We start from the raw sequence: 14,404 nt of genomic DNA on the forward strand, positions 1-14,404 counted from the left end.
GCCCAATACGTAACTCCATGTCCCGGTTTCACGCAGCATACGCGCCATGTAGCAGCCAGGGGCTATAAACCGTCCTCATCGGCCTTCAGCAACGCGGCCAGGCCTTGGGCCTCAACCGGTCGGCTGATGAGATAGCCCTGAACCTCGTCGCACTGCTCGGCTTTCAGAAACTCCAGCTGCTCCTGCCGCTCGACGCCTTCGGCCACTACCTTGAGCGACAACCCATGGGCCATGGCAATGATCGCCCGGGTAATTGCCGCATCCTCGCCGCCCTCCTCCAACCCGCGAATGAACGCTTGGTCGATCTTCACGTAGTCCACCGGGATGCGTTTGAGATAACTCAGGGACGAATAGCCGGTGCCAAAGTCGTCGATCGCCAACTTGACCCCAAGGTCGCGCAATTGCTGGAACGTGGCGATGATGTGCTCAACGCTGTCGAGCAACTGGCTCTCGGTCAGTTCCAGCTCCAGGTATTGGGGCGCCAGACCGGTTTCTTGCAGCACTTGTCGCACAAGACTGACAAGCTTGCCCTGACGTAACTGATGCACCGACAGATTGACCGACACCCTGATCGGCGGCAGTCCCTGGCGCTGCCATTCGCACGCCTGCCAACAGGCCTGGCGCAATACGAACTCGCCAATCGGCCCGATCAGCCCGGTTTCTTCGGCCAGACCGATGAAATCCCCCGGCGGGACCTGGCCCATGGCTGGATGATCCCAGCGCACCAACGCCTCGGCGGCGTTAAGGCGACCGGTCGCCAGGCACAATTTGGGTTGATAGAAGACCTTCAACTGCTGCTCTTCAAGGGCCTTGCGCAGGTGATTCTCCAGTTGCAGGCGCTCCAGCGTACTGGCCTGAAGGCTTTCGGTGTAGAACTGGAAATTGTTGCCGCCCAGGTGCTTGGCATGTTGCATGGCCATGTTCGCCTGGCTGACCAGGGTGGAAATTTCCCGCGCGTTGTCCGGCAACATGCTGATGCCGATGGAAGCACTGACCACCAGCTCATGACCTTCGATGGTCAGCGGCAGGCGCAGTTTGGCGGACAATCGGGTCGCCACCCGCGCCAGGCTGGAGAGGTTGCCATAGGCATCGAACAGCACGGCGAATTCATCTCCGGACAATCGGGCGATGGTGTCAGCCTCAGACAGCGCATTGATCAGGCGTCGGGCCATCTTCTGCAACAGCTGGTCGGCAATGTCATGGCCGAGGCTGTCATTGAGCAATTTGAAACGATCCAGGTTGATATGCAGCAACGCCAGGCTGCGCCGTCCGCCCTGGCGCACCCGCTGGTGGGCCTCCTGCAGACGCTCACGGAACAGCGAGCGGTTCGCCAACCCGGTCAGCTCGTCGTAATGGGTGAGGTAGCGCATCCGCTCTTCGGATTCGCGTCGCGCCGAAAGATCAGCGAAGAAGCCGACTATATGGCTGACATTTCCCCGGGTATCGCGCACCACGCTCAGTTGCAGCCACTGCGGATACAGTTCGCCGTTGGCCCGTGCCTCCACCAGCTCACCTTGCCAGGTGCCGTGCTGCTTGAGGGCCTGGCGAATGACCGGATAGTGCCGGCGCGCATCGCGACTGCACGGCAGGTCGACCACGTTGCGCCCCAGCATGTCATCGATATTGAAGCCGGTGACCCGCGTGAACGCCTGATTGGCGGCGAGCAGCACGTAGCCGGGGTCGAAAATCACGATGCCTTCGCTGGCGGCCTCGAACACCGTCGCCGCCAGCTGCCGTTGCTGCTCGAGTTCTTTATTGGCGCTGATGTCTCGGCGGGTACCGACCATGCGCAGCACTCGACCGCTGGCGCTGCGTTCCACGGCCCGGCCACGGTCTTCGATCCAGACCCAGTGCCCATCGCCGTGGCGCACCCGGTATTCGATCTGGTAATCCTCGCTGCGGCCTTTGAGGTGTTCGACCAGGGCACGCTTGAGGGCCGGCAGGTCCTGGGGATGCAGGCGCGGGGTGAGGTGGCTGAGCATGGCCGTGACGTATTCGGGCTCCAGGCCGAACAGTTCCTTGAGTTGAGTGTGGTGGACTTCGTCAGTCTGCAGGTTCCAGTCCCACAACCCCAGCTCACTGGCATTGAGGGCCAGGGCCAGCCGCGCCTCGCTCTTACTCAAGGCCTGGCTGGCCGCCTCCAGCTCAAGGCTGCGCTGCGCTACCCGCGCCTCCAGGCCAACCTGGGCCGCACGCAGTTTTTCCTCGGCGAAACGACGTTGTTCGACCTCCCGGCCCAGCGCCTCGTTGAGCTGCGCGCTACGGGTTTGTGCCTGCTGCAAATGCTCGATCAGCGCCTGATTCTGGAACCGTCGCAGCAAGCCATTTTGTATCAGCCGGTTGACCTGCCAGGCCACTACGCTCAACGAGACCAGCACCACCAGCCCGAGCCAGCCCCATCCGCGCTGCTGTTCATCACCGCCCCAGAAAAGATAACCGATGGCCGGTAACAGGCAGGGCAACGTAAAGGACAGAAACCCCGGAAGGCTCACAGCATAGGCCACGCTGGCCGACAGCGTGGCCGCGCCAATCAGGCCGAACACCCAGGCCTGTTGCTGGAAACTGTCAGCCGGAACCAGCGCGATGCCAGCCCCAGCCAACGTCAGGCCCGTCATGGCCGAGCCAAGCAAGAACATGCGCAACCAGACCGGGTGTGCCTGGCGGCTTGGCATCGCCGAATCGAAGGCAGCCACCTGAATCACCCGCAGCGCCACCAATGACAGCAACCAGACGAGCCAGACGCTGACCAGAAAATACCGCGACGGCCCCCATAACAGGGCGGCGCAAACCAGACCGTTGACCAGCATGAACAGCGTGGGTAGCAACGAGCCTTGATATAACAGACGTGTGCGTTCGACCGCCATCTCCGTGGCGTACTGTTTGCGGATGACCCGGGGTTCCACACAGGGCCCCGCCGGATCGGAATTAAGGTTCATAGACACTGTTCTTGTTCTTATTCAACGGAGCATGGAGAACCCGAAACGTGCACGGAGCATACACAAGCCAAACGCCATCCCACACTGCTTGCGCGCTAAAAAATGCTGAAAAAAGTCGCGATTTCATTGGGTAACGAGCCCTTCGAGCGAGCCCCGCCAACGCCTGTAGCCCATGACCAACCGGTCATCATCCACCGGTCTTTTATCGGCTGATGCAAAGCTCGGTTTGCCCGGGGTGACGCCGCACCCTAGAATGCCCCGATGCGCGATGATCTCTCCCTTCTGCTGAACTCCCTCAACGATGCCCAACGCCAGGCCGTAGCTGCCTCCGTGGGCCGTCAGTTGGTCCTGGCCGGTGCCGGCTCCGGTAAGACCCGAGTGCTGGTGCACCGTATCGCCTGGTTGATCCAGGTCGAAAACGCCTCGCCCCATTCGATCCTGTCGGTGACGTTCACCAACAAGGCCGCTGCCGAGATGCGCCATCGCATCGAGCAGCTGATGGGTATCAACCCGGCGGGCATGTGGGTCGGTACGTTCCACGGCCTGGCGCACCGCTTGTTGCGGGCGCATTGGCAGGAAGCCGGCCTGAGCCAGACCTTCCAGATTCTGGACAGCGACGACCAGCAGCGCCTGGTCAAGCGAGTGATCCGCGAACTGGGCCTGGACGAACAACGCTGGCCGGCCCGTCAAGCCCAGTGGTTCATCAACGGCCAGAAAGACGAAGGCCTGCGCCCACAACACATCCAGGCCAGCGGCGACCTGTTCCTGGCGACCATGCGCAGCATCTACGAAGCCTACGAGGCGGCGTGCCAGCGTGCCGGGGTCATCGATTTTTCCGAGTTGCTGCTACGTGCGCTGGACCTGTGGCGCGACCACCCTGGCCTGCTGGCTCACTATCAGAAGCGCTTCCGGCATGTACTGGTGGATGAGTTCCAGGACACCAACGCCGTGCAATACGCCTGGTTGCGCCTGCTCGCCAAGGGCGGCGACAGCCTGATGGTGGTGGGCGACGACGACCAGTCGATCTACGGCTGGCGCGGCGCCAAAATCGAGAATATTCACCAGTACTCGGCGGACTTTCCTGACGCCGAAGTCATCCGCCTGGAACAGAACTACCGCTCTACCGCCGGCATCCTCAAGGCCGCCAACGCCCTGATCGCCAATAATACCGGGCGTCTTGGCAAGGAGTTGTGGACCGACGGCGGCGAAGGCGAAGCGATCAATCTCTATGCCGCCTTCAACGAACACGATGAGGCCCGCTATGTGGTGGAAACCATCGAGAGCGCCCTGAAAACCGGCCTGGCTCGCAGCGACATCGCCATTTTGTATCGCTCCAACGCCCAATCGCGAGTGTTGGAAGAAGCCTTGTTGCGCGAACGGATCCCGTACCGCATCTACGGTGGCCAACGCTTCTTCGAGCGCGCCGAAATCAAGAACGCCATGGCCTACCTGCGCCTGCTCGAAGGGCGCGGCAACGACGCCGCCCTGGAGCGGGTGATCAATGTCCCGACGCGGGGTATTGGCGAGAAGACCGTCGAAGCGATTCGTGATCACGCGCGCCACAGCCATGTATCCATGTGGGAAGCCATAAACCAGCTGGTTGCCAACAAAGGTGTGACCGGCCGCGCGGCGGGTGCACTGAAGGCCTTCATGGACCTGATCGAAGACTTGGCCGCCAAATGCGGGGAAATGCCGCTGCATTTGATGACCCAGACCGTCATCGAGCAGTCCGGCCTGATCGCCTACCACGAGGCGGAAAAAGGCGAGAAAGGCCAGGCCCGGGTGGAAAACCTTGAGGAACTGGTCAGCGCCGCACGCAACTTCGAGAACACCGAAGAAGACCAGGACCTGTCGCCACTGTCGGCCTTTCTGGGCCATGCCTCTCTCGAAGCCGGGGACACCCAGGCCGACGAGCATGAAGACAGCATCCAACTGATGACCCTGCACAGCGCCAAGGGCCTGGAATTCCCCTACGTGTTCCTCGTGGGCATGGAAGAAGGCCTGTTCCCCCACAAGATGAGCCTGGAAGAACCGGGGCGCCTGGAAGAGGAAAGGCGCCTGGCCTACGTCGGTATCACCCGTGCCATGCAGAATCTGGTGCTGACTTACGCCGAAACCCGACGCTTGTATGGCAGCGAGACCTACAACAAGGTGTCGCGTTTCGTACGCGAAGTACCGAAAGGCCTGATCCAGGAAGTGCGGCTGTCCAACAGCGTCAGCCGTCCGTTCGGGGGTGGCCAGCAACAAAGCACCAGCAGCCTGTTCGGCGGCAGCGATATCCCGGAAACCGGCTTCAGCCTCGGCCAGGCCGTGCGGCACTCGGTGTTTGGCGACGGCGTGATCCTCAACTTCGAAGGCGCCGGCGCCCAGGCCCGGGTCCAGGTGAACTTCAGCGAAGGCAGCAAGTGGCTGATGCTGGGGTATGCCAAGCTCGAGGCGATCTAGGGGGCTCCTGAAGCTTTTTATGTGGGAGCGAGCAGGCTCGCTCCCACAGGTCAGGTGCCTGTTGCCTTTCCGATAGAACTTGTTCCCCTTTCCTACAGCCTAAAGCGAACAAGCCCTCTTGCGCAGGCTGAAGCTGAACCTAACCTGTCACGCAAAAGCCCGAAACACTCTGTCGCTAGCCAGCGACAGTTGACCTGTGCAACATGGCCCGCGTGCTATCCACAAATGGGAATGCCTTTATTATGAAACGTTTTCTTAGCATCGCCATGGCGTTGTGCATCGGCCTGACGATGGCCATCGACGCCAATGCCGCCAAGCGCTTTGGCGGTGGTAAAAGCGCGGGGGCTGCCCCGACTCACCAAACCAGCCAGATGGCGCCGTCCTCTGCCGCCGGTTCCACTGCTGCTACCGCAGGCGCGGCCGGTGCCGCTGGCGCAGCCACCAAGGCCGGCGGTGCTTCGCGCTGGCTTGGCCCTCTGGCCGGCATCGCCGCCGGTGGCCTGCTCGCGTCCATGTTCATGGGCGGCGGCTTCCAGGGCATGCAGATCTTCGACATCCTGATCATGGCGGTCATCGCCTTCCTGGTCTTCCGCTTCATTGCCGCCCGTCGCCGCAAGCAGCAGGAGCAACTCGCTCCGGCCGGTCATGCGCCGATGCAGCGTGAAGTGTTCAATCAGCAGCCTGCCGGCGGTTCAATCTTCGGCGGCTCGGCAGCGCCAGTGGCGGCTCGTCCGGTGATCAATGCACCGGCCTGGTTCAACGAAGAGCGTTTCGTCGAAGCCGCGCGCAACCACTTCCAGTCCTTGCAGCAGCATTGGGACGCGAACGAAATGGACAAGATCGCCGAGTTCGTGACCCCGCAATTGCTGGAATTCCTCAAGCGCGAGCGGGCCGATCTGGGCGATAGCTTCCAGTCCACCTACATCGACAATCTTCAGGTGCAACTGGACGGCGTCGATGATCGCGCCGACAAGACCATCGCCACCCTGACCTTCATCGGCGTGTCGAAGAACTCTCGCTTCGACCAGGGTGAAGCATTCAGCGAAAGCTGGAACATGGAACGCGCCCAGGGCGAGAACCAGCCTTGGCTGGTCGCCGGTATTCGCCAAAACGGTTGAACCTTTCCGCGTTTTGCATGTTGAAATAAAAGAACCCCGGCCTGGTGCCGGGGTTTTCTATTTCGCAGTTGCATCTATAGCGAGCTACTGTATAAACCGCTCCATATAAACCGCGCCATCGAGAAAGAGGATCCCCGGACGTGGAAGAAATTATCGAACAATTGCGTGAAGCCAACGAGCCCGTACCGGTTCCGCTGGAGTTGCCCGACGAAGATTTGCTGGTAGAGATCGAAGAGCAGCTGTTCATCGACATCCCGTTCGTCTTCAGAGAGTTTTTGCTGACCGTCAGCGACGTCGTTTATGGCAGCCTGGAGCCGGTGACCGTCACCGATTCTCAATCCCACACCTACCTTCCGGACGTGGCCGCCAACGCCTGGGATGTCGGTGTCGACCGCAGCCTGATCCCAATCTGCCAGGACGGCGACGATTATTATTGCGTAGAAGAAGACGGCACCGTGGTGCTGTGGCAGGCCGAAGAAGAGCTGATTGCCGAAGAGACCTGGGAATCAGTCTGGCACTGGGCGCGGGACGTCTGGCTGGAAAGCTGATTCGCCGACGCCCAACGCTGGTTAATGCCCGGACGACTCCTTGTGATTATCAAGGGTTTCCAGCAAGGCCACCTGCATCCGGGTATGCAGGCGGATGAACCAGCGCCAGAGCAATGCCGCTACGGCAATCGCAACTATTGCAATCAACACCAGCAACTTGTTGGTCGGCAGGATACTGGCCGACAAGGCTGCCAATAGCAGGAAGATCACCAGTAGCGAGAGGATCGGGATCACTTCGGCGATCACCCGGCGCACGCGCTGGGTGTGGCGGCCGGCCATCTCCGGCTTCACGCCCATCTCCGCCAGCAGCATCGACAGCGCCTTGAGCTTGCGATACGCGGCGATCAAAAACGGCAGCGACAACAGCAGCGCCCCGCCCCAAATCAGCGCTTTCTGCCAACTCGGGTCGCTGATCCACGCTTGCAGATAAACCGACATCCGCTCGGCGAAAAAACCGCCCGAGACAAAAATCGCGATGACCAGCGCCAGGTTGACCCCGACCTGCAGCACAATCCGTCTGATCATGGAGGCCAGCAACGCTCCTTCACCTTGGGGTTGGATGCTGCGCAGCCATTCGCCATACATCCCCAGCACCCGCGTCAGCCGTTGTGGCATCACCGTCGCCAACTTGACGGACAATGGATCGGCAGCCCGGATCAGGTAAGGCGTCATCAGTGTGGTCAGCACCGAGACGGCGACCGCAACCGGATAGAGGAAGTCACTGGTGACCTGCAAGGTCATCCCCAATGAAGCGATGATGAAGGAGAATTCGCCAATCTGCGAAAGGCCCATCCCAACGCGTAGTGAGGTGCGTCCGTCATTGCCGGCGATAAAGGCACCGAGGCCGCAGGACAGCATCTTGCCCAGCACCACTGCGCCAGTGATCACGGCGATCGGCCAGGCGTATTGCAGCAATATCGATGGATCGAGCATCAACCCGATGGCCACGAAGAAAATTGCGCTGAACAGGTCCCGCACCGGCTCCACCAGGCGCTCGATTTTCAGCAGTTGCCGGGACTCGGCCATGATCGCACCGATCAGGAATGCCCCCAGCACCATGCTGTATTCCAACTTGACCACGAGCAGGCAGAAGCCGAAACACAGGCCCAGCACGGTAATCAACAGCATCTCATTGCTGTCGAACTTCGCCACATAGGCCAGCAGCCTTGGCACCAGCAAAATGCCAATGACCAACGCGACGATCATGAACAACGACAACTTGCCGACTGTGGAGAACACTTCCCCGGAGCTCACCGTACCGCTCACCGCAATGCTCGACAACAAGGCGATAATGCCGATGCCAAGGATGTCCTCGACGATCAATACCCCAAAGATCAACTGCGCGAAGCGCTCATTTTTCATCTTCAGGTCATTGAGGGCCTTGACGATGATCGTGGTCGAGGAGATAGCCAGGATCGCACCGAGGAACAGCGAGTCCATGGTGTTCCAGTCGAACCAACGACCGATCTCGTAGCCGATCCAGATCATCAGCACGATTTCGAGGAACGCCGCGATGAACGCCGTGGCCCCCACCTTGAACAGCTTGCGCAGGCTGAACTCCAGGCCCAGGCAGAACATCAGGAAGACCACCCCGAGCTCGGCCAGGGTCTTGATGGTGTCTTCGTCGTGGATGAAACCGAACGGCGGCGTATGCGGGCCTATGATGAAGCCAGCCACGATGTAGCCCAGCACCACCGGTTGCTTGAACCGGTGAAAGAGAACGGTCACCAGCCCCGCTGCCATCATGATGATCGCCAGGTCTTGAATAAAACTGATGGCATGCATGGTGGGGCTCCCTGTTCAACATGACTCATCACAGAGCTGGATAAGTCCGTTTCCTTTGTAGGAAAAGCCCTCGCATCGGGCTTTTGAAGGGTAACACCGCGACTTCCGACAAAAAGACGGTGCAATATATGGAAACAGATCCATCGGGGCGTGACGGCAACCACAGGCGCAGCGTCCCGATATCGGTGGTTTTGAAAACCAAGTGGCCACACAGGCCACTCACCAGCGCCCGCAGAGGCGCACTTCCCGAATTGCTGCCTTGAACCGTGAGTACGTTATGGAACCCGGAAATGCCCAGCTGTCGATGACGGTGTTGATGACCCCCGATATGGCCAACTTCTCTGGCAATGTCCATGGCGGCACCCTGCTCAAGTACCTCGACGAAGTCGCCTATGCCTGCGCCAGTCGCTACGCCGGACGCTACGTGGTGACCCTATCGGTTGACCAGGTGATCTTCCGTGAGCCGATTCACGTCGGCGAGTTGGTGACCTTCCTGGCGTCGGTGAACTACACCGGCAACACCTCGATGGAAGTCGGCATTAAAGTCGTGACCGAAAACATTCGCGAACGCTCGGTGCGCCACACCAACAGTTGCTTCTTCACCATGGTCGCGGTGGACGACCAACGCAAACCGGCCGCAGTCCCGCCATTGCAACCGCAGAACGGCGAAGCAAAACGCCGGTACGAGCAAGCCCAGCAGCGCCGGCAGATCCGCCAGGAACTGGAGAAGCGTTATCAGGAGATCAAGGCGGACGGGCCTTAACTGGCAACGAAACAAACGTGGGAGCGAACAGGCTCGCTCCCACATGGATTGGCATCAATCAAAGACTGATCGGCACAGCCTCGAACCGCACTCGCGGATGGGCGATCCGGTCCTGGGCGCGGACCAGTTCCAACTCGTAACTGGCACAAGCCTGGGTTTCGAGCAGCACTTCATGCACCGCTGCGGCGGTGAATTCGAACGCCGCCACCAGGCTGTCTCCCAGCAGCACCCGCGCCAGGAACAGCCCCGAAGTCAGGTCACCCACGCCCACCGGTTGGCGAGGGAAAGCCAGCAGCGGACGACGCAGATGCCAGCTACCGTCGGCGGTCACCAGCAGCATTTCGAAACTGTCTTCAGGCTTGCCGGGGTAGGCCAGATGTTTGACCAGCACCGCCTTCGGTCCGCGGGCCAATAGCGCACGGGCCATGGCCACGCAGTCCAACAGCGATTGCGCCTTACGCCCCGAAAAACTGTCCAGCTCCAGTTGGTTTGGGCACATCAGGTCCGCCATGGCAGCGGCTTCTTCCAGTAAAAACTCACTCACCTCGGGGGCCACGATGCAGCCCTTTTCCGGATGCCCCATGACCGGGTCGCACAGGTACAGCGCCTTGGGATTTGCGGCCTTGATCCGCGCCACGCCCGTCAGAATCGCCTGCCCCTGGGCGGCGCTGCCCAGGTAACCGGACAGCACCGCATCGCAATTGCCCAGCTCACCGATCGCCGCGATGCCCTCAACCAACGCCGGTATCTGATGAGGCGCAAGCACCTCCCCGGCCCATTGGCCGTACTGGGTATGATTGGAAAACTGCACGGTATTGAGCGGCCATACGTTCACCCCGATCCGCTGCATTGGAAACACGGCAGCACTATTGCCAGCGTGGCCGAACACCACGTGGGACTGAATGGCAAGCAGATGAGGGGTGCGTTTCATGCGGGAAGTTTCCGTAAAACGATTGAAATTCAAGCCGCGCAGTATGCGACTAAACGCAGCCTATACGACAGGCCGACGACACAGTTAAGCTGACAGCAACTTGTTGGAGCACTTCGTTCATGCTGACCCTTGGAAACATTTTCGTGCTGATGCTGCTGGCCACCGGCGGCGCCTGGCTGTGGCACAACCATGGCTTGCGCGAACGGGCCTTGGCCAGGGTCATCCAACATTGCGCCAACCTCAAGATCGAGTTGCTGGACGGCAATGTGGCGCTGAAAAAGATCGGATTCGTGAAAGATGCCGATGGACGGCGACGCCTGGCGCGTATTTATGATTTCGAATTTACGGTCACCGGCGAATCGCGTCATTCGGGCAGCATTACGCAGTTCGGCGCCCACAGCGCGCGAATCGAGTTGGCGCCCTACCCGATGCCGTTCGAAGAAATACCGCAGGCGCCGATTGAACCGGTCCAGACCCGGCCCAGGGCCGAAGTCATCGAGTTGAGTCAGTGGCGTCAGGAACACAACAAGTGGAAGCCTTGAAGCAGGGCTGACTCACGGACATCGACAACTCGCCAGATCGGCTTGCAGGGCCTCAACGTCTTGCGGCTCGGTAAAAATCAGTTCGATCCGTGAGTCCTGTCGCCACTCGCTGTCGTTCCAACCCAGTGCCGCACCCTCCAGCGCATTGGCTGAAACCCAGCCGTCGGGGCTGTGGATAACCAGTTTCGCCCGTGTCCAGCCTTTGCCTTGCAGCCATCGAGTCAGCGCCGTCGTGTCGAATGCCTGGCTCGGATGCCAGCGCCAACCGATGCTCCAGCCTCCGTCCTGCTGCTGATGCAGGCAGATCGGCGACTTCGGGTCGGTCCAGATAGCCGGCATTTGACCCACGCTCTTGGGCAAGTTGAAGTTATCCACAACCCCACTGCCCCGAACCGCAAGACCCGGCAGTCGATCGATCGGCAACGCAGCCTGTTGCGTCCAGTACAGCGCCATTTTGGGCAATTGAGCGGTGATGTGTGCACGATCGGTCTCGGTGAGGCTCTCGGATTTGTTCAGCACCAGCAGCCCGGCGTTGGCCAGGGTTTGTCGTTGCGCATCGGGCAACGGCTTACCGTCCGCCATCGCTTCGGCATCCAGCACCAACACGCAAGGCTGGACCGCCAGCACGCCGAGCCATGGAGCTTCGTTCAATTGCCGCATCAGTTGCGCCGGATGGCCCAACCCGGAGGGCTCGATAAACAGCCGATCCGGACGCGCCTTGCGCAGCAAACGACCGAGGCCAATCTGAAACGGCGCGCCATTGACGCAACATAGACAGCCCCCGGCCACCTCGCCCAGTGCGATACCATCGGCGGCCTGGGTCAACAGCGCGGCATCCAGGCCGATCTGGCCAAACTCGTTGATCAGCACCGCCCAGCGCTCATTAGCCGGCCGCTGGGCCAGTAATTGCCTGATCAGGCTGGTCTTGCCGGCCCCCAAGGGTCCGGCGATGACATGGGTGGGGATATTCTGCAACATAATCGACGGCTTTCGATGGAGGTGAAAATGCGGGTGATCGGCTGGTGGTTACTGGCGCTGATTTCGAACCAGGCATTGGCCCAGGCTTGCGTGGTGCACAGCCAGGCGGAACGGCTCGATGTGAAAGTCTGCCAGCAGAACCGCAACATCCCGCAAAAGCTGTTCGCCGACGGCTTCTGCCAGCCAAGCCTTGCCGGGCAGAAGGTCGAGGTGCAATACGTCGATCAATGCCCTGGCGGCGCGTTCGGCATCTGCAACAACGCCCAGGTCGCCAATATGCCTTACCGCCAGGATATTCACTATTACGGCGTGGCCACCGACGCGGCTTATCTCCAGCCGTTTTGTGAGGGGCAAAGCCAAGGTAACTGGCTCAAGCCTTAAGCGAGCCAGTCCAGCGTGAGGATTAATCGGCGTTCCCCCGGGGCCGGCTCCGGTGAGCGATGGATCAGTCCGAAACCCTCATTGCCGTGCCACTTCTCGCCTTTAAGCAACGCCACATCACCACTGCAAAACTGCTGGATCACTCGCGGATCACTAGGCTCAGCCTCTGGCTGCGCCAAACGTAGACGGTCCATGATCCCTTCCTCAATCCACTGGCTGCCGGCACCAGCATAAGTGGTGAGCAGCCGTACCGGCACATGGTCTACGTGAAAGCGCGGGCACATTGCCTTGTTCAAGGTTCGCAGACGCAGGCCGACACGTCTGGCGCCCAGCAGGCAGGTAAACGCACTGACCAGCCAGGCGACATCGGCGATAAAGCCTTCGTAGCCTTGCAGATCGCTGAAACCTGCGGCGAGACCGCCCAGCATCGGTTGAGCGTCTTCCTCCGGCAGGTCGAGCACCAACGATTCGGCCAGAAGCTCGTCCATCGAAAGCACCATCGCCGCAAAATCGCCAATGTGCGCCGGAAGCTGACGCTGCCAGACCGCGAGATTGGTGCCGTCTTCCAGAATTTGCGTCAAGACCCGCGGGGTATCACCCTGGACCTGCCGCACCTGCGCTCCTCTTTTTAGACTGGGCACCAGCATCACGCCGCGACCTCGTCATGCCAAGGGCCGAACGGGTCTGGAAGCAGGCGCCAGCTTTCAACACCAAGGACCATTTCCCCGTCAGTGAGCAGGCAAGCGTCCAGTTCGGCGGTGAGTCGGGTGAAGTCGATGTTCTGGCCGATGAACACCAGTTCCTGGCGGCAATCACCTGTGGTGGGAAGCCAGTTTTTCATGATGGCAGCGGTGCTTTGTTCGTCCTGCGGCCATTGGGTTTTCGGTACGAACCGCCACCAGCGTCCGGCAAACCCATGACGCATCAATCCCCCGGCCTGGGACCAACTGCCCGCTTCCTCCGGTTTGCTGGCCAGCCAGAAGAAACCCTTGGAACGCAGGAGTTTGCCATTAGTCCACGGACGATCAATCAAATTGAAAAAACGCTGGGGATGAAACGGTCGGCGCGCCCGGTAGGCTGTCGAGGCGATGCCATATTCTTCGGTTTCTGGGACATGCTCGCCACGCAGTTCCTGTAACCAGCCGGGTGCTTGAGCGGCGCGTTCAAAGTCGAAAAGGCCGGTATCCAGAATGTTTCCCAAAGGCACCTGCCCCATAACCATTGGGATGATCTGCGCCTGAGCATTGAGACGTTCCAGAATCGCTATCAGCTCTTTGCGTTCGTGGTGACTGATCAGGTCGATTTTGCTGATCAGGATCACGTCGGCGAACTCGATCTGTTCGATCAATAGGTCAGTGATCGAGCGATCATCCTCCTCGCCAAGGGTTTCGCCCCGTGACGCGAGGCTTTCGGCCGCCTGGTAATCCAGCAGAAAATTCACCCCATCGACCACCGTCACCATCGTATCGAGCCGCGCGACATCGGCCAGACTGCGACCTTCTTCATCACGAAAAGTGAAGGTCTCTGCCACCGGCAAGGGTTCGGAGATACCTGTGGATTCGATTAGCAGATAATCGAAGCGCCCTTCCCTGGCGAGTTGGCCAACCTCTTCCAACAGGTCTTCACGCAACGTGCAGCAGATACAGCCGTTGCTCATTTCCACCAGCTTCTCTTCGGAGCGACTCAGGGTGACATCTCGCTGAACTTCGCTGCCATCGATGTTGATCTCGCTCATATCATTCACGATCACGGCGACCCGTAGATTGTCGCGATTGCGCAAGACGTAGTTGAGCAGCGTGCTTTTTCCGGCACCGAGAAAGCCGGAAAGCACGGTTACGGGGAGGCGATTGGGCATCAGGTATATCCTCATCGGGCGGCCGTGGCTGACGCTGTTGATGCGTGTTGCGGCTCGTTTTCAGGCTTTGGGTCGGTTCAAGGTCTGCGTGTTTTATGTTATAGTATAACAGATCCATTTAA

12 protein-coding genes are annotated in these 14,404 nt (G+C 60.1%); 6 read left to right on the forward strand and 6 right to left on the reverse strand.

Annotated features, from left to right (window positions below; genetic code table 11):
* Window positions 1–62: 62 nt before the first annotated feature.
* A complete protein-coding gene (locus tag ACA047_RS29215; protein WP_497355406.1) occupies window positions 63–2,936 on the reverse strand; it encodes a putative bifunctional diguanylate cyclase/phosphodiesterase in 2,874 nt (957 codons plus the stop codon).
* 261 nt (window positions 2,937–3,197) lie between these two features.
* Here ACA047_RS29215 and uvrD point away from each other — a divergent pair, with 261 nt between their 5' ends.
* From uvrD to ACA047_RS29230, 3 genes are all read left to right on the forward strand, one after another.
* A complete protein-coding gene (uvrD, locus tag ACA047_RS29220) occupies window positions 3,198–5,381 on the forward strand; it encodes a DNA helicase II (RefSeq protein ID WP_497355408.1) in 2,184 nt (727 codons plus the stop codon).
* Window positions 5,382–5,623: 242 nt separating this feature from the next.
* The gene (locus ACA047_RS29225; protein WP_497355410.1) at window positions 5,624–6,499 is read left to right on the forward strand and encodes a Tim44 domain-containing protein; all 876 of its coding nucleotides are present in this window, start codon (window positions 5,624–5,626) and stop codon (window positions 6,497–6,499) included.
* Window positions 6,500–6,639: 140 nt separating this feature from the next.
* Window positions 6,640–7,047, forward strand: coding sequence for an SMI1/KNR4 family protein (locus tag ACA047_RS29230; RefSeq protein ID WP_497355412.1), 408 nt, complete (start codon window positions 6,640–6,642; stop codon window positions 7,045–7,047).
* Window positions 7,048–7,068: 21 nt separating this feature from the next.
* Here ACA047_RS29230 and ACA047_RS29235 read toward each other — a convergent pair whose 3' ends face one another.
* A complete protein-coding gene (locus ACA047_RS29235; RefSeq protein WP_497355414.1) occupies window positions 7,069–8,832 on the reverse strand; it encodes a cation:proton antiporter in 1,764 nt (587 codons plus the stop codon).
* 277 nt (window positions 8,833–9,109) lie between these two features.
* On the opposite strand from ACA047_RS29235, the gene ACA047_RS29240 reads away from it, so the two are divergent.
* Window positions 9,110–9,595, forward strand: a complete 486-nt coding sequence (locus ACA047_RS29240; RefSeq protein ID WP_497355416.1) for an acyl-CoA thioesterase — start codon at window positions 9,110–9,112, stop codon at window positions 9,593–9,595.
* Window positions 9,596–9,653: 58 nt separating this feature from the next.
* Here the strand turns inward: ACA047_RS29240 and pdxY are convergent, their stop codons facing one another.
* Window positions 9,654–10,526, reverse strand: a complete 873-nt coding sequence (pdxY, locus tag ACA047_RS29245; RefSeq protein ID WP_497355418.1) for a pyridoxal kinase PdxY — start codon at window positions 10,524–10,526, stop codon at window positions 9,654–9,656.
* Window positions 10,527–10,645: 119 nt separating this feature from the next.
* Between pdxY and ACA047_RS29250 the strand changes: the two genes are divergently transcribed.
* Window positions 10,646–11,068, forward strand: coding sequence for a DUF3301 domain-containing protein (locus tag ACA047_RS29250; protein ID WP_497355420.1), 423 nt, complete (start codon window positions 10,646–10,648; stop codon window positions 11,066–11,068).
* 12 nt (window positions 11,069–11,080) lie between these two features.
* On the opposite strand, the gene ACA047_RS29255 is transcribed toward ACA047_RS29250, so the two are convergent.
* On the reverse strand, window positions 11,081–12,046 hold the full coding sequence (locus ACA047_RS29255) for a CobW family GTP-binding protein (protein WP_497355422.1): 966 nt from the start codon (window positions 12,044–12,046) through the stop codon (window positions 11,081–11,083).
* Between the two features lie 27 nt (window positions 12,047–12,073).
* On the opposite strand from ACA047_RS29255, the gene ACA047_RS29260 reads away from it, so the two are divergent.
* Window positions 12,074–12,427, forward strand: a complete 354-nt coding sequence (locus ACA047_RS29260; RefSeq protein ID WP_497355424.1) for an NADH:ubiquinone oxidoreductase — start codon at window positions 12,074–12,076, stop codon at window positions 12,425–12,427.
* Here ACA047_RS29260 and ACA047_RS29265 read toward each other — a convergent pair.
* Both ACA047_RS29265 and zigA read right to left on the reverse strand, forming a co-directional pair.
* Window positions 12,424–13,074 (reverse strand): DUF1826 domain-containing protein, encoded by a 651-nt coding sequence (locus ACA047_RS29265; protein ID WP_497355426.1) that lies wholly within the window; start codon window positions 13,072–13,074, stop codon window positions 12,424–12,426. The two genes, ACA047_RS29260 and ACA047_RS29265, sit on opposite strands and share 4 nt — an antisense overlap.
* Complete coding sequence (zigA, locus tag ACA047_RS29270) at window positions 13,074–14,282, reverse strand: zinc metallochaperone GTPase ZigA (protein ID WP_497355428.1); 1,209 nt, start codon at window positions 14,280–14,282, stop codon at window positions 13,074–13,076. Before zigA ends, ACA047_RS29265 begins: the two co-directional genes overlap by 1 nt.
* Window positions 14,283–14,404 lie beyond the last annotated feature (122 nt).

The organism is Pseudomonas sp. LBUM1664 (genome assembly GCF_059695895.1).

Bases quoted from the DNA above. Each gene is read 5' to 3' on its own strand.
- ACA047_RS29255 (WP_497355422.1), bottom strand. From the start codon at position 12,046: ATGTTGCAGAATATCCCCACCCATGTCATCGCCGGACCCTTGGGGGCC.
- ACA047_RS29260 (WP_497355424.1), top strand. From the start codon at position 12,074: ATGCGGGTGATCGGCTGGTGGTTACTGGCGCTGATTTCGAACCAGGCA.
- ACA047_RS29265 (WP_497355426.1), bottom strand. From the start codon at position 13,074: ATGCTGGTGCCCAGTCTAAAAAGAGGAGCGCAGGTGCGGCAGGTCCAG.
- uvrD (WP_497355408.1), top strand. From the start codon at position 3,198: ATGCGCGATGATCTCTCCCTTCTGCTGAACTCCCTCAACGATGCCCAA.
- ACA047_RS29235 (WP_497355414.1), bottom strand. From the start codon at position 8,832: ATGCATGCCATCAGTTTTATTCAAGACCTGGCGATCATCATGATGGCA.
- zigA (WP_497355428.1), bottom strand. From the start codon at position 14,282: ATGCCCAATCGCCTCCCCGTAACCGTGCTTTCCGGCTTTCTCGGTGCC.
- ACA047_RS29215 (WP_497355406.1), bottom strand. From the start codon at position 2,936: ATGAACCTTAATTCCGATCCGGCGGGGCCCTGTGTGGAACCCCGGGTC.
- pdxY (WP_497355418.1), bottom strand. From the start codon at position 10,526: ATGAAACGCACCCCTCATCTGCTTGCCATTCAGTCCCACGTGGTGTTC.
- ACA047_RS29240 (WP_497355416.1), top strand. From the start codon at position 9,110: ATGGAACCCGGAAATGCCCAGCTGTCGATGACGGTGTTGATGACCCCC.
- ACA047_RS29250 (WP_497355420.1), top strand. From the start codon at position 10,646: ATGCTGACCCTTGGAAACATTTTCGTGCTGATGCTGCTGGCCACCGGC.
- ACA047_RS29225 (WP_497355410.1), top strand. From the start codon at position 5,624: ATGAAACGTTTTCTTAGCATCGCCATGGCGTTGTGCATCGGCCTGACG.